General features: G+C 71.4%; 16 protein-coding genes and 1 pseudogene. 3 read left to right on the plus strand and 14 right to left on the minus strand.

The genetic code is table 11. From position 1 onward, the window contains the following. Nucleotides 1–322: 322 nt before the first annotated feature. Nucleotides 323–499, minus strand: a pseudogene (locus tag AC07OQ_RS03050) (IS110 family transposase); the annotation flags it as partial. Nucleotides 500–707: 208 nt separating this feature from the next. Here AC07OQ_RS03050 and AC07OQ_RS03055 point away from each other — a divergent pair. Continuing rightward, nucleotides 708–1916: a WD40/YVTN/BNR-like repeat-containing protein gene (locus tag AC07OQ_RS03055; RefSeq protein WP_495051612.1), complete on the plus strand. Its 1209-nt coding sequence runs from the start codon at nt 708–710 to the stop codon at nt 1914–1916. 31 nt (nt 1917–1947) lie between these two features. Further along, a complete protein-coding gene (locus AC07OQ_RS03060) occupies nt 1948–2205 on the plus strand; it encodes a MoaD/ThiS family protein (protein WP_495051613.1) in 258 nt (85 codons plus the stop codon). Nucleotides 2206–2289: 84 nt separating this feature from the next. On the opposite strand, the gene dkgB is transcribed toward AC07OQ_RS03060, so the two are convergent. After that, nucleotides 2290–3099, minus strand: coding sequence for a 2,5-didehydrogluconate reductase DkgB (gene dkgB, locus AC07OQ_RS03065; protein WP_495051614.1), 810 nt, complete (start codon nt 3097–3099; stop codon nt 2290–2292). 29 nt (nt 3100–3128) lie between these two features. Further along, a complete protein-coding gene (locus AC07OQ_RS03070) occupies nt 3129–4334 on the minus strand; it encodes an MFS transporter (RefSeq protein ID WP_495051615.1) in 1206 nt (401 codons plus the stop codon). A gap of 112 nt (nt 4335–4446) precedes the next feature. Here AC07OQ_RS03070 and AC07OQ_RS03075 point away from each other — a divergent pair, with 112 nt between their 5' ends. Beyond that, entirely contained in the window at nt 4447–5352 is a 906-nt protein-coding gene (locus tag AC07OQ_RS03075) for a LysR substrate-binding domain-containing protein (RefSeq protein WP_495051616.1), read from the plus strand. 30 nt (nt 5353–5382) lie between these two features. Here AC07OQ_RS03075 and AC07OQ_RS03080 read toward each other — a convergent pair whose 3' ends face one another. The 11 genes from AC07OQ_RS03080 to AC07OQ_RS03130 form a co-directional block, all read right to left on the minus strand. Further along, nucleotides 5383–5904, minus strand: a complete 522-nt coding sequence (locus tag AC07OQ_RS03080) for a hypothetical protein (protein WP_495051617.1) — start codon at nt 5902–5904, stop codon at nt 5383–5385. A 79-nt stretch (nt 5905–5983) separates the two neighbouring features. Next, a complete protein-coding gene (locus AC07OQ_RS03085; RefSeq protein ID WP_495051618.1) occupies nt 5984–6562 on the minus strand; it encodes a tRNA-uridine aminocarboxypropyltransferase in 579 nt (192 codons plus the stop codon). A gap of 210 nt (nt 6563–6772) precedes the next feature. After that, nucleotides 6773–7702 carry an ATP-binding cassette domain-containing protein gene (locus AC07OQ_RS03090; RefSeq protein WP_495051619.1) on the minus strand — a complete coding sequence of 310 codons (930 nt, stop codon included), beginning with the start codon at nt 7700–7702 and terminating at the stop codon, nt 6773–6775. A gap of 5 nt (nt 7703–7707) precedes the next feature. Further along, complete coding sequence (gene ssuC / locus AC07OQ_RS03095; protein WP_495051620.1) at nt 7708–8493, minus strand: aliphatic sulfonate ABC transporter permease SsuC; 786 nt, start codon at nt 8491–8493, stop codon at nt 7708–7710. Beyond that, entirely contained in the window at nt 8465–8887 is a 423-nt protein-coding gene (locus AC07OQ_RS03100) for a VOC family protein (RefSeq protein WP_495051621.1), read from the minus strand. The genes ssuC and AC07OQ_RS03100 overlap by 29 nt, the downstream gene beginning before the upstream one ends. Continuing rightward, on the minus strand, nt 8884–10056 hold the full coding sequence (gene ssuD, locus AC07OQ_RS03105; protein WP_495051622.1) for an FMNH2-dependent alkanesulfonate monooxygenase: 1173 nt from the start codon (nt 10054–10056) through the stop codon (nt 8884–8886). Before ssuD ends, AC07OQ_RS03100 begins: the two co-directional genes overlap by 4 nt. Before the next feature lie 5 nt (nt 10057–10061). Continuing rightward, nucleotides 10062–11033: a sulfonate ABC transporter substrate-binding protein gene (locus AC07OQ_RS03110; RefSeq protein ID WP_495051623.1), complete on the minus strand. Its 972-nt coding sequence runs from the start codon at nt 11031–11033 to the stop codon at nt 10062–10064. Between the two features lie 159 nt (nt 11034–11192). Then, the gene (gene ssuE, locus AC07OQ_RS03115) at nt 11193–11762 is read right to left on the minus strand and encodes an NADPH-dependent FMN reductase (RefSeq protein WP_495051624.1); all 570 of its coding nucleotides are present in this window, start codon (nt 11760–11762) and stop codon (nt 11193–11195) included. A gap of 30 nt (nt 11763–11792) precedes the next feature. After that, nucleotides 11793–12797: a sulfate ABC transporter substrate-binding protein gene (locus AC07OQ_RS03120; RefSeq protein ID WP_495051625.1), complete on the minus strand. Its 1005-nt coding sequence runs from the start codon at nt 12795–12797 to the stop codon at nt 11793–11795. 95 nt (nt 12798–12892) lie between these two features. Further along, nucleotides 12893–15673, minus strand: a complete 2781-nt coding sequence (locus AC07OQ_RS03125) for a PAS domain-containing hybrid sensor histidine kinase/response regulator (RefSeq protein ID WP_495051626.1) — start codon at nt 15671–15673, stop codon at nt 12893–12895. Nucleotides 15674–15701: 28 nt separating this feature from the next. Next, nucleotides 15702–16943 carry a YfiM family lipoprotein gene (locus AC07OQ_RS03130; RefSeq protein WP_495051627.1) on the minus strand — a complete coding sequence of 414 codons (1242 nt, stop codon included), beginning with the start codon at nt 16941–16943 and terminating at the stop codon, nt 15702–15704. Nucleotides 16944–16970: the final 27 nt, after the last annotated feature.

A 16970-nucleotide genomic window follows, 5' to 3' on the forward strand; every position in this document is an offset into this window, starting at 1 on the left:
AACCCTTACAGGGACTTCCCGCCGCGTCAACACCGTCGTGTTGAATTTCTCATCAAGACCTGACCCCGACAGATTGCCATTGCGCACGTCGACCGACGAAGGGATGAACAGAGAACAGACTGCCACTCTACAGACGGCCTTGTTGCAGCCGCCAGGACGGCGCTGCGGACCCAGATACGAACCGCTCAGCGGGACTCCATTCCGTTCACGTGGATTGCGGCGCTGGCGCCGCGTGCCACCACTGGTTAGTCGAGCTTGCCCGCTGCCGGTCTGACCTGTCAGTGCATCTTCTGTGTGTCGTCGTGCAAGGAAGAACTGGGTGTCAAACTGGCACCGTGACGCCGGGCTTGACGCTGATGTGATGAGGATCGAAGCGTTCACCGCGGGTCATCACCGCCCAGAGGATGCGCGCGTTCTTGTTGGCCAGGGCCACCACCGCCTTCTGCCAGCCCGAGCGCTCCTTGAGCGCCAGCGCCCAGCGCGAGATTGGGTCGCTGCGGGTGTCGCCCCAGCCGGTTTCAAGCGAAGATCCTCGGCGCGCTGGCGAGTCGACGCGGCGGCGGCAGCGATTGCGACAACTAGGGTCGATTTCCCTGGCAGTCGGCGCGGGACGAGAATTCCCTCGCCCCCGTTGTCGAAATCATCCCCACCCGATCGTCGTGGAGGAATGCGCACCATTCGTCCGCCCTCGCCAAGGAGTCGTCGCCATGAACCGGACATCCTCTGCCCCCTCGCCCGCCGCCGGAAAAACCGCCGCGCGCGGCAAGTCCGCATCGGCCGCACGCCTCGTCATCCTCGTGGCGACGCGCAAGGGCGCCTGGCTCTTCCACGGCGATGCCCGGCGCAAGGCCTGGACGGCCGATGGCCCGCATTTCCTGGGCCACACCATCAGCCATGTGCAGCTGGATCCGCGTGACGGCCGCACGCTGCTGGCCGCGGCCAAGACCGGCCACCTCGGCCCAACGATCTTTCGCTCCACCAACCTGGGCCGCAGCTGGAAGGAGGCGCGGCAGCCACCCGCCTTCGCCCAGGCGAGCGGCGGCCTGCCCGGCCGCTCGGTCGACCACACCTTCTGGTTGACGCCAGGGCATGCCAGCGAGCGCGACAGCTGGTACGCCGGCACGTCGCCGCAGGGCCTGTTCCGGTCGGAGGACGGCGGCGTCAGCTGGGCCCCGCTGCCCTCCGTCAACGATGACCCGCGGTTCCGCGAATGGATGGGGTCGGCGCAGGACGGCACGCCGGACGGGCCGAAGCTGCATTCGGTGATCGTCGATCCGAGGGATCCGCAGCATCTTTACTTCGCGATGTCGGGCGGTGGCGTCCACGAGTCGCGCGATGCCGGCCTCAGCTGGTCGACCCTGATCCAGGGGATGGCGGTTGTCGAGGGCTTCGATGCGGCCACGGTCACCTTCCACGACCCGCATTGCATGCGGCTGTGCCTGGGCAAGCCCGATCGGCTGTACCAGCAGAACCACTGCGGCATCTACCGGCTCGACCGGTCGGGCGGCCCATCGGGCGACATATGGCAGCGCATCGGCCGCAAGATGCCCAAGCGCGTGGGCGATGTTGGTTTTCCGATGGTCGTGCACCCGCGCGATGCCGACACGGCCTGGGTCTTTCCGATGGATGGCACGACCGTCTGGCCGCGCACCAGCCCTGCCGGACGGCCGGCGGCCTATGTCACGCGCAATGCCGGCAAGACCTGGCAGCGGCTGGACCGGGGCCTGCCCGAAGGCCAGGCCTGGTGGACCCTGAAGCGCCAGGCGATGACGGTGGACGCCCAGGCCACGCCGGCGCTGTACCTGGGAACCACCAGCGGCGAGTTGTGGATCGGGCGAGACGAAGGTGCGAGCTGGTCGAACATCGCCCGGCACCTCCCGGAGATCTACGCCGTGGAAGTGGCCGAGCTCGCCTGAGATGCGGCCGCGAACAGGAGACGGTGGTCCGATGAAGGTGTTGATCCCCGGGGCGCTGCGCTCGTACACGCGCAAGTCGCATGTCGAGGCCGAGGGCGCCACGCTTGACGCGCTGTGCGCGGACCTCGACCGCCGCTATCCCGGGCTGCGTTTCCGCGTCATCGACGAGCAGCAGCGGCTGCGGCCGAACATGCGCATCTTCGTGAACGGCGTCGGTGTGCGGGACCTTGGGCATGCCCTGCAGCCGGATGACTTCGTGGCCCTCGTTCTCGCGCTCAGCGGCGGATGAACCGGCGGGCCTGATGGGATCGGCCGGGGCGGAACTCCGGCTTCACGGGCGCAGCGCGCAGGGACAGTGGTCCTCGGTCCCGCCTCAGTCCCAGGCCGGCGCCAGCCCCTCCGGGTTGACCAGGCGCCGGCCGCTGTCCAGCGCCGCGATGCGCGCCATCTCCGCGTCCGACAGGCGCAGCGCGGCGGCGCGCAGATTGCTTTCCAGGTTCTCGCGCTTGGTCGAGGACGGGATCACCGCGAAGCCCTGCTGCAGCGCCCAGGCCAGCAGCACCTGGGCCGGCGTCACCACGCGCTCGGCCGCGATGGCCTGCACCACCGGGTCCTGCAGCGCCTCGCCATAGGCCAGGGTCATGTAGGAGGTGATGCCCAGCCCCAAGCTGCGCGCGTACTCGACCACCGCGCGGTTCTGCAGATAGGGATGCAGTTCGACCTGGTTGGTGAAGACACGGTCCGCGCCCAGCAGGGCCACGGCCTCGCGCAGCAGCGCCACCGGGAAGTTCGAGACGCCGATGCGCGCGGTCAGGCCCTGGGCCTGCGCCTCGGCCAGCGCCTGCAGGCTGTCGGCCAGCGGCACCGCGCCGCCCGGCGAGGGCCAGTGGATCAGGGTCAGGTCCGCCGCCTCGGTGCGCAGCCTGGTCAGGCTGTCCTTCAGGCTGGGGATCAGCTTGTCGCCGGCCAGATGCTCGGTCCAGATCTTGGTGGTCAGGAACAGCTCGGAGCGCGCGACGCCGCTCTCGGCGATGGCGCGGCCGACCTCGGCCTCGTTGCCGTAGATCTGCGCGGTGTCGATCAGGCGGTAGCCCAGTTCGAGGCCGGTCCTGACCGCGTCGACGACGACCTGGTCCTTCAGACGGAAGGTGCCCAGGCCCAGCGGGGGCATGGTGTTCAGCATGTGCTTCTCCTTGTGACGAAACCGGAAATTCAGTGGCCCACCGGCGCGGGGCCGGCGCGGCGGGTGAGGGGGCGGCCGCTGCGGGCGTCGAGCCGGCCGCTCCAGGCGGTCAGGGCCAGCGCGCCCAGCACCACCAGGGCGCCGATCCAGGGCAGCTGGGTCAGGCCCCAGCGCGCGACGATCTCGCCGCCCAGCAGGGCGCCCAGCGCGATGCCGACATTGAAGGCGGCGATGTTCAGGCCCGAGGCCACGTCCACCGCGCGCGGCGCATGGCGCTCGGCCAGCTGCACCACATAGACCTGCAGCCCGGCCACATTGCCGAAGGCCACGGCCCCCCACAGCAGGACGGTCAGCACGACCAGCGGCTTGGAGGCGGCCGTGAAGTTCAGCAGCAGCAGCACGCCGGCCAGCAGCGCGAAGATCAGCTTCAGCGCGCCCACCGGGCCGCGCCTGTCGGCCAGGCGGCCGCCCCAGATATTGCCGACCGCCACCGAGACGCCGTAGACCAGCATCACCAGGCCCACCGCGCCGGCCTCGAAGCCGGCCAGCTGCTGCAGCATCGGCGCCAGGTAGGTGAAGGCGACGAAGGTGCCGCCGTAGCCCAGCGCCGTCATCGCGTAGACCAGCAAGAGGCGCGGCTGGGCGAGCACCTTGGCCTGTTCCAGCAGCGCGGCGGGCTGGCTGCGCGCGATATTGCGCGGCACGAACAGCGCGCTGCCGGCCAGCGCGACCAGGCCCAGGCCGGCGACGGCCAGGAAGGTGGCGCGCCAGCCGAAATGCTGGCCGATGAAGGTGCCCAGCGGCACGCCGGTCACCAGGGCCACGGTCAGGCCGGTGAACATGGTCGCGATCGCGCTGGCGGCCTTGTCCTTGGGCACCAGGCCGGTGGCGATGGTCGAGCCGATCGAGAAGAACACGCCATGCGCCAGGCCGGTCAGCACGCGCGCGGCGATCAGGCTGGCATGGCCGGGCGCCAGCCAGGCCAGCAGGTTGCCGGCGGTGAACAGGGCCATCAGGGCCAGCAGCAGGGTCTTGCGCGGCAGCCGGCCGGTCAGCGCGGTCAGCACCGGGGCGCCGACGGCGACGCCCAGCGCGTAGAGGCTGACCAGCAAGCCGGCCGAGGGCAGCGAGACGGCCAGGTCGGCCGCGATGGTGGGGATCAGGCCGACGATGACGAATTCCGTCGTCCCGATGGCAAAGGCGCTGAGGGTCAGCGCCAGCAGGGCTATGGGCATGATGAAGGCACTCCGGGCCATGGGTGAATGAACGAATGGGCGCCAGTGTGCGAGGCCGCGGCTTTCCGAAAAAGCCGTTATTCTTTAAAAGATTCTTGAAAAAACTTCAAAAATGAAGACCACCTTGGACGAGCTGCAGGCCTTTGTCGCGGTGGTGGACAGCGGTTCCATCACGGCCGCCGCCGCGCGGCTGGAGCAGACCGTCTCGGCGCTCAGCCGCACGCTGGGCCGGCTGGAGAACAAGCTCGGCACCAGCCTCTTGAACCGCACGACGCGCCGCCTGGCGCTGACCGAGGAGGGCCAGCTACTGCTGGCGCGCGCGCGCAGGATCCTCGACGCGGTGGACGAGGCCGAGGAGCAGCTGGCCGCGCGCCGCGAGCGCCCGGCCGGGCGGCTGCGCGTCAACGCCGCGACGCCCTTCATGCTGCATGTGCTGCTGCCGCTGCTGGGCGGCTTGCGCGAGCGCTACCCCGAGCTGGAGCTGGTGCTGGACAGCGACGAGCTGAACATCGATCTGCTGGAGCAGCGCACCGACGTGGCGTTCCGGATCGGCGCCCTGCGCGATTCCACCCTGCATGCGCGGCCGCTGGGCGGCAGCCGCCTGCGCGTGCTGGCCAGCCCGGCCTACCTGAAGGCGCGCGGCCGGCCGCGCGGCGTCGAGGAATTGGCCGGCCACAGCCTGCTGGGCTTCAGCCATCTGGACAGCCTGAACGACTGGCCGCTGCGCCACCCCGCCGGCGACGGCCTGCACATCACGCCGGGGCTGCTGGCCTCGAACGGCGAGACCCTGCGCCAGCTGGCGCTGGCCGGTCAGGGCATCGTCTGCCTGTCGGACTTCATGACCGAGGGCGACCGCCGGCGCGGCGACCTGGTGCAGCTGCTGGTGAAGGACACGGTCGAGGTGCTGCAGCCGATCCACGCGGTCTACTACCGCAACACCCAGCTGGCCGCGCGCATCGCCTGCTTCCTCGACCATGTGGCCGAGCAGATCGCGGCCAGCGGCTGGGTGCTGCGCTGAAGAAGAAGGAGAAGATGTGATCGATCCGGCTCAATCCGGTCGCGCCGTCTCGGTCATCGAGCGGGAATGTCGCCGCTTCCTGGGCGGCATGGCGGCCTGGCGCTTGTTGATCAGCGACCCGGCCACCAACACCCCCAGCAACACCGCCGGACCGGTCAGCCCGCCCCATAGCGGCGGCTCCAGCGGCGACAGCAGCTTGACGGCGAGCGATGCCTCGCTGCTGCCGCCGCCGGCGGCGGCATCGAAGGCGCCGTAGAAGACCCAGGCCAGCCATGCCAGGGCCAGGCCGGCCACGCACCAGCCGGTGGTCGGCCGGCGGCCGCGCCGCGTGGGCCGCACCGTCACATAGCTCCAGCCGATGGCCAGCAGGAACATCGGCAGGGCGTAGATCAGGGCCTCGCCCAACAGCTGCGACAGGCTCTCGGGCTCGCCCAGGCTGCTCAGCAGCTCGCTCGGCAGGCCGCGAGCGGCCAGCGAACCGGCCAGCAGCATGGCCGCGCTGTACAGGGCCAGGCCGGAAACGAAGGAACCGAGTCGGGCTGAATGGCGCATGACTATTCCCGATGGATGAGCGCGCGGGGTACGCGGCGAGACCCCTAATTCTGGGGCTGGACGCCGCGCGGCGAAAGCCTCAGTCCCCCACCACCACGGGATCGCCCGCCCCCCGATTCGCGTGTCGGGAAAGCGCGGACATCAGGCCCTCGAAGGCCTGCCAGAGCGGTTCGTAGGGCGCGGTCCGCCCGTCCAGCTGCTCCAGGGCCAGCGCGGCAGCTTCCAGCGTCGAGAGCTGGTGCGCCTGCTGCGCCTTGCGCACCCGGTAGCGCGAGGGCGGCGGCGCCTGCCAGCCCAGGCGCGGCAGGGCCTGCAGCTGCGGGTTCAGCGCCAGCAGCTTGCGGCTCTTGCGCCAAGTGCCGTCCAGCACCACCAAGCGGCGCGGCCGCGCCGGCAGCGGCGCGCCGGACTCGCCCGGGTAGAGCAGCACGGCGTCCTCCAGCAGCGGCGCCAGCAAGGCCGGCTCGAAGCGCTCGCCCACCAGCAGACGGCTGTGCGCCAGGCACAGGTGCAGCAGGCGCGCGGTGTTCTTGGCCTGGCCCTGTTCCAGCGGGTGCTGCAGGATCAGCAGCTCGGTGGCGTTGGCGACCGGACGGACCAGCGCGCACAGGCAGGTGCTCAGCGGCAGCAGGCAGCGGGGGCAGGTGGGGCGGGTCATGAGGGAGCGGTCGGCGGCCGCCATGATGGCATGGCGGCCTGTCTAGGATGCGGCGAGGCCCCCGGTCGCCACCCAGGTCAGCGCGCGGCGCCGGCATCACCGCATCGAGGGCGCCGGCCAACGGCTCGCCGAGCACTACGCCCTCGAGCCCGCCAGCCAGCGGCTCGCCTACCGGCAGTTCGCCGCACGCTGCGGCGCCTGAGGCGGGAACTACCAGGCCCAGCGCAAGGCCCCGGCCGCCGCCGGATCGGCCGGGACCTCCGGGGCCCGGTCGGGCTTTTTCTGCAGCACCCGCTCCAGCAGCCGCTGCTCCAGCGCCGCGAACTCGGGGCCGTGCACGCGCGGGCGCGGCAGCGGCACGCGCCAGTCCAGCGCCACGCCGCCGTCCTCGATCAGCAGCACGCGGTCGGCCAGGGCCACGGCCTCGGCCACGTCATGCGTCACCAGCACGGCGGTGAAGCCATGGCGCCGCCACAGGCGCTCGATCAGGGCCTGCATCTCGATGCGAGTCAGCGCATCCAGCGCGCCCAGCGGTTCGTCCAGCAGCAAGAGGCGCGGCGCATGCACCAGCGCGCGGGCCAGCGCCACGCGCTGACGCTGGCCGCCGGACAGGCGGGCCGGCCAGTCGCCGCCGCGTTCGGCCAGCCCGACCTGGGCCAGGGCCTCGGCGGCGCGTTCGCGGGCGTCGGCGCCGAGGAAACCGCCGGGCCGCCCCAAGGTTTTCTCGCCCCCTCGGGGGGCGAGCGTCGCCAGCGGCGCCCTAGGGGCTCGTTCCAGGCCGAGGGCCACGTTGTCCAGCACGCGGGCCCAGGGCAGCAGGCGCGCCTCCTGGAACATGAAGCGGGTGTCGTCGGCCGCCAGGCCTTCGATGCGGCCGGCGCTGGCCGGCTCCAGCCCGGCCAGCAGGCGCAGCAGGGTGCTCTTGCCGCAGCCGCTGCGGCCGACAATGGCGACGAACTCGCCGGGCACGATCTGCAGGTCCAGCGCCCTCAGCACCTCGCGTTCGCCATAGCGCTTGGCCAGCCCGTGCAGGGCCAGGCCGGCGCCGCCCCGCGCCGCTGGTGTCAGAGTCGGCGCCACATTGCGCAGCAGGGCTTCGCGGCCCAGCGCGGCCGCGCTCAGCACATCGATCTCGTGCATGAAGCTCATGATTCCTGATACCCCGGGTGCCAGCGCAGCCAGGCGCGTTCAAGGCCGCGCGCCAGCAGGTCGGCCAGCTTGCCCAGCAGGGCGTAGAGAAGAATGCCCACCAGCACCACATCGGTCTGCAGGAACTCGCGGGCGTTCATCGTCATGTAGCCGATGCCGGCCTGGGCCGAGATGGTCTCGGCGACGATCAGCAGCACCCACATCAGGCCCAGCGAGAAGCGCAGCCCGACCAGGATCGACGCGGTGGCGCCGGGCAGGATCACCTGCGCGTAGAGGCGCCAGCCCGACAGGCCGTAGGAGCGCGCCATCTCGATCAGCCCGGCATCGACCGAGCGGATGCCGTGGAAGGTGTTCAGGTAGATCGGGAAGAACACGCCCAGCGCCACCAGGAACAGCTTGGCGGTCTCGTCGATGCCGAACCACAAGATCACCAGCGGGATCAGCGCCAGCGGCGGGATGTTGCGCAGCATCTGCAGGGTCGAATCCAGGACGGTCTCGGCCCAGCGCAGCGAGCCGGTCAGGAGGCCCAGCGCCAGGCCCAGGCCGCCACCGATCGCGAAGCCGAGCAGGGCACGGCCGCTGCTGACCTTCACATGGGTCCACAGCTCGCCGGAGGCGGCCAGGCCCCAGGCCGCCTTGGCCACGGCCCAGGGCTCGGGCAGCACGCGCGTCGAGAGCCAGCCCAGCTGGGCGCTGGCCTGCCAGGCGGCGAGGATGAAGAGCGGCAGCAGCCAGGGCAGCAGGGCCGCGGGACTAGAGCGCCAGACGGAGTTCCGTGACATGGTGATCCTTGCGGGCGAGGGCACCGCCCTGCTGCTGCAGCAGTTCCAGGCGGTTGCCGAACGGGTCTTCGGTGTAGGCGCGGCCCGGTTCCAGCGCGGATTCGTCCACCGGATGGGCGGCCGCGCGCAGGCGCCGCAGCAGCGGGGTCAGGTCCTGCAGGCTCAGGGCCAGATGGGCCTGCGGCGCCACGCCGGTGTACAGGCCCTCGCTGAGGTCCAGGCGCTGGCTGGCGCTCAGCGAGAAGCGCAGCACGCCGGGGCGGTCCAGCGCGGGATGGCGCCATTCCTCCAGGCCCAGCAGCTCCTGGTAGAAGCGCCGCGCCGCGCCGGCGCCACCGGGCGGCATCGGCAGCTGCACATGGTCGACCAGGACGGCCCGGGCGGCCTGGCTCATAATGCCGCCGCCTGGTGCGGCACGTAGTTGTTGGCGACGATCTCGCCGAAGGGGCCGGTCAGCCCGGGGCCGTTGAGGCGCTCGCGCAGGTCCAGCGGCAGCAGCGGGAACACCAGCTCGGCGAAGCGGTGCGCCTCCTCCAGATGCGGATAGCCCGAGAGCACAAAGTAGTTCAGGCCCAGGGCCGCGTATTCCTTGATGCGCTCGGCCACCTGCTGCGGATTGCCGACCAGGGCGGTGCCGGCGCCGCCGCGCACCAGGCCGACGCCGGCCCAGAGATTCGGCGCGATCTCCAGGCCCTCGCGTACATCGGCCTTGTTGAATCGGCCCTTGTGCAGCTCGGCCATGCGGCGCTGGCCCACCGAGTCCATGCCGGCGAATTTGGCCTGCGCGGCGGCCACCACGTTCTCGTCCAGGTGCTGCACCAGCTCGGCCGCGGCGCGCCAGGCCTCGCCCTCGGTTTCGCGCACGATCACATGCAGGCGGATGCCGTATTCCAGTTCGCGGCCCTGGCCGGCGGCGCGCGCGCGCACGTCGGCGATCTTGGCGGCCACGGCGGCCGGCGGCTCGCCCCAGGTGAGATAGGTGTCGACCTGGGCCGCGGCCAGGTCGTGCGCCTCTTCCGACGAGCCGCCGAAGAACACCGGCGGGTAGGGCTTGCCGATCGGCGGGTAGAGCAGCTTGCCGCCGGCCACCTTCAGGTGCGCGCCCGCGTAGTCGAAGGCGCGGCCCTCGTGGCTGGCGGCCAGCGCCTCGCGCCAGATCTCGAGGAACTCGGTCGACTGCCGGTAGCGCTCGGCATGCGGCAGGAACTGGCCGTCGCCGGCCAGCTCCTCGGCATCGCCGCCGGTCACCAGGTTCACCAGCAGGCGCCCGCCGCTGAGGCGGTCCAGGGTCGCGGCCATGCGCGCCGACTGCACCGGCGCGACCAGGCCAGGCCGCAGCGCAACCAGGAACTTCAGCCGCCGGGTCGCGTCGATCAGGCTGGCCGCCACGACCCAGGAATCCTCGCAGCTGCGGCCGGTGGGCAGCAGCACGCCCTCGTAGCCCAGGGAGTCGGCCGCGATCGCGATCTGCTTGAAGTAGGCGAAGTCGGCGCTGCGCGCGCCCAGCGAGGTGCCGAGGTAGCGCGAGTCGCCGTGGGTGGGAATGAACCAGAGGATCTTCATGGCGGTTACTGGGTCGAGGCGGTCTTGAGTTGACGCGGCAGCGCGTCGGCGATCTTGATGGCCTTGGGGATCAGCTTCAGATCGAAGAAGACGTCGGCGATCTTCTGCTGCTCGGCGGCGACGGCCGCGCTGATCGGCTGGATGCCATAGCCGAAGCGGCCGGCGGCCAGCTCGGTGACTCCCAGGTCCAGGCCGATCTGCGGCGCCAGGAACTGCGCGACCTCCTTGTGGTTGCCCTCGGCCCAGCGGTCCAGCCGGGCCAGCTCCTCGACGATGGCCTGCACCACCTGCGGGTTCCGGTCGGCATAGGGTCGCGCGGCCAGATAGAACTGGTGGTTGGCCACCGCGCCGCGGCCGTCGGCCAGCACGCGCGCGCCGAGCTGCTTCTCGGCCGCGGCCAGGAAGGGGTCCCAGATCACCCAGGCCTCGACCGCGCCGCGCTCGAAGGCGGCGCGCGCATCGGCCGGCGGCAGGAACACCACCTGCACGTCGCCGTATTTCAGGCCGGCCTTCTCCAGCACCTTGACCAGCAGGTAGTGCACGTTGGAGCCCTTGTTCAGCGCGATCTTCCTGCCCTTCAGCTCGGCCACGCTCCTGATCGCCGACTCCCTGGGCACGACGATGGCCTCGGCGGTCGGCGCCGGCGGCTGGTTGGCCACATAGACCAGGTCGGCGCCGGCCGCCTGCGCGAAGATCGGCGGCGCCTCGCCGACGGTGCCGAAGTCGATCGAGCCGACGTTCAGGCCCTCCAGCAGCTGCGGGCCGGCCGGGAACTCGGTCCACCTGACCGCGATGCCCTGGCGGCCCAGGCGCTTCTCCAGCTCGCCCTTGGCCTTCAGGAGGGTCAGGGTGCCGTACTTCTGGTAGCCGATCCGCAAGGTCTGCGGCTCGGCCCTGGGTTGCGCCAGCGCCGGCAGCGTCAGGCTCAGGGCGGCGGCGGCCAGCAGGAGGCGGCGCGACAGGTTCTTCATCGTCATCGAGATCCATCCTTCGGGAAAAAGGAGCCCCCGGACGCGACCGAAGACTCGGTCGCGCCTCACGACGGGGCGGCTCAGAGAGCGAAGCGATAGCCCGCGAAGCGCATGGGTTGCCAGGCTTCGGCAGTTCTATCGAGGAGACAACCGGGGAAATGAAATTCAGGCGACGCTACATCGCTCGGCGGCGGCCAGTTGCACCGGCGACGCCAGGCGCTCGAACACCTGGGCCGCGCCATCGCTGAGGCGGCGCAGGATCTCGTCGCTGAGCAGGTAGCCGCCGCCGGCCTGGCAGCGCGGCAGCTGGGTGTCGGCGGCGAACACCGGGCTCACCACGTCCTGCGCACCCAGGGCGGCGACCACCGGCCGCAGCGCGTAGTCCAGCGCCAGCAGATGGGCCGGGCTGCCGGCGGTGGCCAGCGGCCAGACCAGCTTGCCCTTGAAGCCATCCTGCGGCAGCAGGTCGAGGAAGACCTTCAGCAGGCCGCTGTAGGCGGCCTTGTAGATCGGCGTGGCCAGCACCACCACGCGGGCCTCGCGCACCTGCTGGACCGCGTCGCGCAGGCCCTGCGCCTCGACCCGGGCCTGCAGCAGCGCCTCGGCGGGCAGTTCGCGCAGGTTCAGGCTGCGGGTCGTCAGGCCCAGGTGCTTGAGGCGTTCGCCGGCCGCGGCCAGCAGGCTGCTGGAACGCGAGGAGGCGCTGGGGCTGGCGGCGATCAGGAGCAGGGACATGGTCTGGCCGTAGAGGAAAGTGGGGACCGTTCAGCGGCCGGGCGTGTAGATCTGGTCGAACACGCCGCCGTCGTCGAAATGGGCCTTCTGCGCCGTGCGCCAGCCGCCGAACAGCTCGTCGATCGTCACCAGCTGGACCGGCGCGAAGGCCTTCGCGTACCTGGCCGCGACCTTGGCGTCGCGCGGACGGTAGTAATGCCTGGCGGCGATCTCCTGGCCCTCGGGGCTGTAGAGGTAGTCCAGATAGGCCTGGGCTGCCTTTCGCGTGCCCTTCTTGTCGACCGTCTTGTCGACCACCGCGACCGGCGGCTCGGCCAGGATCGACAGGCTGGGCGTGACGATCTCGAACTTGTCCGGACCGAGTTCCTTGACGGCCAGGTAGGCCTCGTTCTCCCAGGCGATCAGCACGTCGCCGATGCCGCGTTCGACAAAGGTCGTGGTGGAGCCGCGCGCGCCGGAGTCCAGCACCTTGGTGTTCGAGTAGATGCGCTTGACGAAGGCCTTGGCCGAATCGGCATTGCCGCCCGGCTGCTTCAGCGCATAAGCCCAGGCGGCCAGGTAGTTCCAGCGCGCGCCGCCCGAGGTCTTGGGGTTGGGCGTGATCACGTCGACGCCGCTGCGCGCCAGGTCGGGCCAGTTCCTGATGCCCTTGGGATTGCCCTTGCGCACCAGGAACACGATGGTCGAGGTGTAGGGGCTGGCGTTGCTGGGCAGGCGCTTCTGCCAGTCCACCGGGATCAGCTTGGCGGCGTCGTGCAGCGCGTCGATGTCATAGGCCAGGGCCAGGGTCACGACATCGGCCTCCAGGCCGTCGATCACCGAACGGGCCTGCTTGCCGGAGCCGCCGTGCGACTGCTTGATCGCCAGGGTCTCGCCGGTCTTGGCCTTCCACTGCTTGACGAAGGCGCTGTTGAAATCCTGGTAGAGCTCGCGCGTCGGGTCGTAGGAGACGTTCAGCAGCGTGGTCTGGGCCTGGGCGGCCAGGGCGGCTGCGCCAAGCGCGAGGGCAAGCAGGGTGCGGCGTACGGTGTTCATTGTTTCTCTGTTCAGGGACGGCTGTAGGGGCTAGCCGCCACTCTAGGCATCCGCCTCATGCAGGAGAACCAAGAACTTCTGCTTTGCTTATGCGTTCAGCATGCCTGGCGCGGCAGCGCGTCCACCAGGGCGAGCAGGCGCACCACGTCCAGCGGCTTGGTCAGGTAGTCGTCGAAGCCGGCGGCGCGGCCGCGCGCCAGGTCGGCCGGCTTGGCATTGGCGCTGACCGCCACCACCGGCAGCGCGCAGGTGGCCGGATCGACGCGCAGGCGCCGCAGCACCTCGTAGCCGTCCATGCCCGGCAGGTTGATGTCCAGCAGCACCAGGGCCGGCAGATGGCGGCGCGCCAGGGTCAGGCCTTGCGCCGGATCGCTGGCCTGGAGCAGCTCGACCTCGGGCCGCAGGGCCAGGATGCCCTCCACCAGCAGCAGATTCGCGGGGTTGTCCTCGATGCACAGCAGCGTCAGGCGCCCCTCGGGTGCGGCGCTGGCGGCGGTCTCGGCCGCCGACTGCGCCTGCGCCGCCGGCGGGCGCACGGCGGCCGGCGCCAGCGGCAGTTCGACCCAGAACTCGCTGCCCTCGCCCGGCCGGCTGTCCACGCCGACGCGCCCCTCCATCAGCTCCACCAGGCGCTTGACGATCGCCAGGCCGATGCCGGTACCCTCGATCGCGGCGCGATCGGCGTCCAGGCGCTCGAAGGGCACGAACAGCCGGGCGCATTGCGCCTCGCTGAGCCCGGGTCCGCTGTCGGCCACGGTCAGGCGCAGGCTCGGCCCATGGCGGTCGTCGATCACGCGCCCCCGCACCCGGACCTCGCCGCCCTGGCGGTTGTACTTGATGGCATTGCCCAGCAGGTTCAGCAGCACCTGCTTGAGCCGCACCGGGTCGGCCCAGACATGCTGCTGCAGCGCCGCGCCGGGCTCGATGCGGGGCTCGATGTCGCGCGCGCGCGCCTGCGTCTGCAGCAGCGAGAGGCAGTCTGCCAGCACGGCCGCGGGCGCCACCACCTCGCGCGCGACGCTGAACTTGCCGGACTCGATGCGCGCCAGGTCCAGCACCTCGTTGATCAGCTGCAGCAGGTGCCCGCCGGCCTTCAGGATCTCGCCGACATAGCCCTTGCCGGCCGGCTCGCGCGACTGCATGGCCAGCAGCTGGCCGAAGCCCAGGATGGCGTTCAGCGGCGTGCGCAGCTCATGGCTCATGCGCGAGAGGAAATCGCTCTTGGCCGCATTGGCACGTTCCGCCTCCAGCTTGGCGCGCAGCAGCTCGGCGGTGCGCCGCTGCACGCGCTGCTCCAGCTCCTCGTTGAGCTGGCGCAGCTTGGTCTCGGCCAGCTTGCGGTCGCTGATGTCGGTGACCGAGCCGCGCACCAGGCGCTGGCCGCTGGCGGGCATGCGCACCAGCCGCACCTCGCAGGGAATGTCGCGCCCGCTGGCATGGCGATGCACCCACTCGAACACCGGCTGGCCGCCGTCCAGCGCCTGCAGCATCCAGCCCATCGCGGACAGGTCGCTGGGCCGGCCGTCGGGTTGGCGCGGCGGGCTGAGCTCGGCCGGGCTGCGTCGCACCAGCTCCTCGCGCGCCAGGCCGAACAGGCGCAGCGCGTTCTCGTTGACCTCGACGAAGCGGCCCCGGTCGAGATCGAACACGACGATGGCCTCCGGGGCCAGCTCGATCTGCAGCCGAAAGCGCTGCTCGCTTTCGGCCAGCGCGCGCGCCACCCGGCGCTGCTCGGTCACGTCCAGCGTGGTGCCGAACATGCGCAGCGGCCGGCCCTGCTCGTCGAACTTGAGCTCGCCCACCTCCTCCAGCACCCGCTCGCCATCGGGCCGCAGCACGCGGAACTCGGTGTGGTAATGGCCGTCGCGGCCGCTCGCCCGCAGCGCGGCGAGCTGGGCCTCGACGCGCTCGTAGTCCTCGGGATGCACCACCTGCCGGAACAGGGCCTGGCTGGGCTGCACCGAGCCGGGCGCGAAGCCGAACAGGCGGTATTCCTCGTCCGACCAGCTGGACCGGCCGGTCTGCAGGTCGAGGTTCCAGTTGCCCAGATGCGCCAGCGCCTGCGCCTCGGCCAGCAGGGCCTCGCTATGCGCCAGCTGCTCCAGCGCCCGGCGCTTCTCGGTGACGTCGCGCAGCACCGCCAGCAGGCAGGGCCCCTCGGCCAGGGTCACCAGGGTCGGGCTGACATCGGCATAGAAGACCTCGCCGTCCTTGCGCCGGAAGGCCAGTTCCTGGGCCATGCTGTAGTCGCCCAGCTCCAGCCGCGCCATCAGCTTGAGCACGCGGGTGCGCGCCTCGGGCGGATGCAGCTCGGCCGGCGGCAGGGCCAGCAGCTCGGCGGCCTCGTAGCCCAGCATGCGGCAGCCGGCCGGATTGACCATCAGCAGCCGGCCCGCGTCCAGGCTGGCCACCAGGATGCCTTCCTGCGCCTGGTCGTAGATGGCGCGCAGCTTGGCCTCGCTGTCCTTCAGCCGGCGCTCCATCTCGCGCTGCTCGGCCACCTCCCAGAAGATGCCGCAGATGCCGACGGCATGGCCCGCGGCGTCGAGGATCGGGGTCTTGATCGTATGGACCAGGGTCTCGCGACCCTGCTGCAGATGGCGCTCGTCATAGGCCTCGGAGCGGCCGCCCGCCATCACGCGGGCATCGTCGGCACGGTACTTGTCGGCCAGCTCGCGCGGGTGGAGCGCGTAGTCGTCCAGGCCCAGCACCTCGGCCGGGCTGCGCCCGAAGGACGCCGCATAGCGCTGGTTGGCCGCCAGGTAGACACCCTGCGCGCTCTTGATGAAGACGCTTTGCGGAATATGGTCGACCAGGGCCAGATAGCTGGCCATGGTGTCGCGCAGCGGGTGTTCGTCGAGCGAGGTTGGGCTCACCGGCCCGAGTATGCGGGAGCGCCGCGGCCTAGCGCAACAAGGCCTGCGCGTCGAGCCGGGCCTCGATCTCGCCCATCATCGCCCGGTACGCGGCACTGCCGGTGTCGCCGTAGCGGCGGCGGAACTCGGCCGCGCTGAGGAACTCGGGCAGGTCCGACACGTCGGGCAGCAGCTCCGGCTCGGCCACGCCGGCCGCCAGGCGCTGCTGCAGGCGCCGCGGCTCGCGCACGGCGAGCTGGCCCAGGCGGCTGCCGGCGCGGTCGGCGGCGATGTCGTTGAAGCTGAAGCCGCTGCCGTCGCGGGTGTCGGCGATCTCCTTGTAGATGCCCACCGCATCGGCCAGCGGGCCGCCGGCCTGGGCCGCCAGCGCGGCCGAGATCAGCCAGTGCATCGGAAAATCGGGGCGGCCGTGCAGGCCGAACTCCAGCGCCGGCCGCGGCCAGGCGCGCGCGGCCGGCAGCAGGGCGCCGAGGCCGCGGCCGCTGGCCTGGGCCGCCAGCACCAGCAGCAGCGCGCGGTTCTCCAGCGCCGCGTCCTGCCCGGCGTCGCTGCGCTGCTGCGCCAGCGCGAACAGCGGCGGCAGCACCTCGGCCAGCGAAACCAGGTCCTGGCCGCGGCGCGACCGGGCCAGTTCGAGCAGGCGCTCCTGGTAGGTGCGCAGGCGCTCCAGCTCGGCTGCGGGCAGCAGCGAATCCAGCATGCGGCGGTAGCTCTCGGGCTGCCATTCGTAGAGCACCTGGACCCGGCCCTCGTGCAGCGCCACATGCTTGATCATGCGGCGCAGCAGTCGGGCCTCCTGGCGGCTGGCCAGCCGTTCCAGCGCGCGCTCGCGGGCCCAGGTCGCCAGCCAGTCCGGCAGCGGCAGGCGACCCAGGCGCAGCTCCCGCACCTCGGGCAGGCCGCCGTTCTGCACCAGGCGCGCCCGGGCGTTCAGCCAGAAGGGGCCGCCCAGCGCCAGGCTGGCACTGAACCGGGCCTGGCCGGCCTGCAGCTGCAGCCGGGCCGCCAGGGCCGGATAGCGGCTCGCCAGGTAGTCGAGCAGCAGGGCCAGCTCGGGCTCGCTGATCTGGGCCGCGCGCAGGCTGCCCGGCGGTGCCTGGCGCGGATCGTTGCGGCGCAGGAAGTCGCGCGCCCGTGCCACGTCGGCCGGCGAGATCGCGGCGGGACGCGGCACCAGCGGCGCGGTCTGCAGGACCAGCGCCACGCCCAGCAGCAGGGCGACGAGGGCCGCCAGCAGGAACAGGGACAGGGCACGCAGCAAGGACTTCATGGGGCGGCAGTCTGCCATGCAGCCAGG

It is taken from the genome of Roseateles sp. GW821-FHT09B06 (genome assembly GCF_059418245.1).

Excerpts from the sequence above, each read along its gene's own strand:
- AC07OQ_RS03070 (WP_495051615.1), bottom strand. The coding sequence starts at position 4,334 with ATGCCCATAGCCCTGCTGGCGCTGACCCTCAGCGCCTTTGCCATCGGG.
- AC07OQ_RS03110 (WP_495051623.1), bottom strand. The coding sequence starts at position 11,033 with ATGACGATGAAGAACCTGTCGCGCCGCCTCCTGCTGGCCGCCGCCGCC.
- AC07OQ_RS03130 (WP_495051627.1), bottom strand. The coding sequence starts at position 16,943 with ATGAAGTCCTTGCTGCGTGCCCTGTCCCTGTTCCTGCTGGCGGCCCTC.
- AC07OQ_RS03075 (WP_495051616.1), top strand. The coding sequence starts at position 4,447 with ATGAAGACCACCTTGGACGAGCTGCAGGCCTTTGTCGCGGTGGTGGAC.
- AC07OQ_RS03055 (WP_495051612.1), top strand. The coding sequence starts at position 708 with ATGAACCGGACATCCTCTGCCCCCTCGCCCGCCGCCGGAAAAACCGCC.
- ssuE (WP_495051624.1), bottom strand. The coding sequence starts at position 11,762 with ATGTCCCTGCTCCTGATCGCCGCCAGCCCCAGCGCCTCCTCGCGTTCC.
- AC07OQ_RS03090 (WP_495051619.1), bottom strand. The coding sequence starts at position 7,702 with ATGCACGAGATCGATGTGCTGAGCGCGGCCGCGCTGGGCCGCGAAGCC.
- dkgB (WP_495051614.1), bottom strand. The coding sequence starts at position 3,099 with ATGCTGAACACCATGCCCCCGCTGGGCCTGGGCACCTTCCGTCTGAAG.
- ssuD (WP_495051622.1), bottom strand. The coding sequence starts at position 10,056 with ATGAAGATCCTCTGGTTCATTCCCACCCACGGCGACTCGCGCTACCTC.
- AC07OQ_RS03100 (WP_495051621.1), bottom strand. The coding sequence starts at position 8,887 with ATGAGCCAGGCCGCCCGGGCCGTCCTGGTCGACCATGTGCAGCTGCCG.
- ssuC (WP_495051620.1), bottom strand. The coding sequence starts at position 8,493 with ATGTCACGGAACTCCGTCTGGCGCTCTAGTCCCGCGGCCCTGCTGCCC.
- AC07OQ_RS03085 (WP_495051618.1), bottom strand. The coding sequence starts at position 6,562 with ATGACCCGCCCCACCTGCCCCCGCTGCCTGCTGCCGCTGAGCACCTGC.
- AC07OQ_RS03060 (WP_495051613.1), top strand. The coding sequence starts at position 1,948 with ATGAAGGTGTTGATCCCCGGGGCGCTGCGCTCGTACACGCGCAAGTCG.
- AC07OQ_RS03080 (WP_495051617.1), bottom strand. The coding sequence starts at position 5,904 with ATGCGCCATTCAGCCCGACTCGGTTCCTTCGTTTCCGGCCTGGCCCTG.
- AC07OQ_RS03120 (WP_495051625.1), bottom strand. The coding sequence starts at position 12,797 with ATGAACACCGTACGCCGCACCCTGCTTGCCCTCGCGCTTGGCGCAGCC.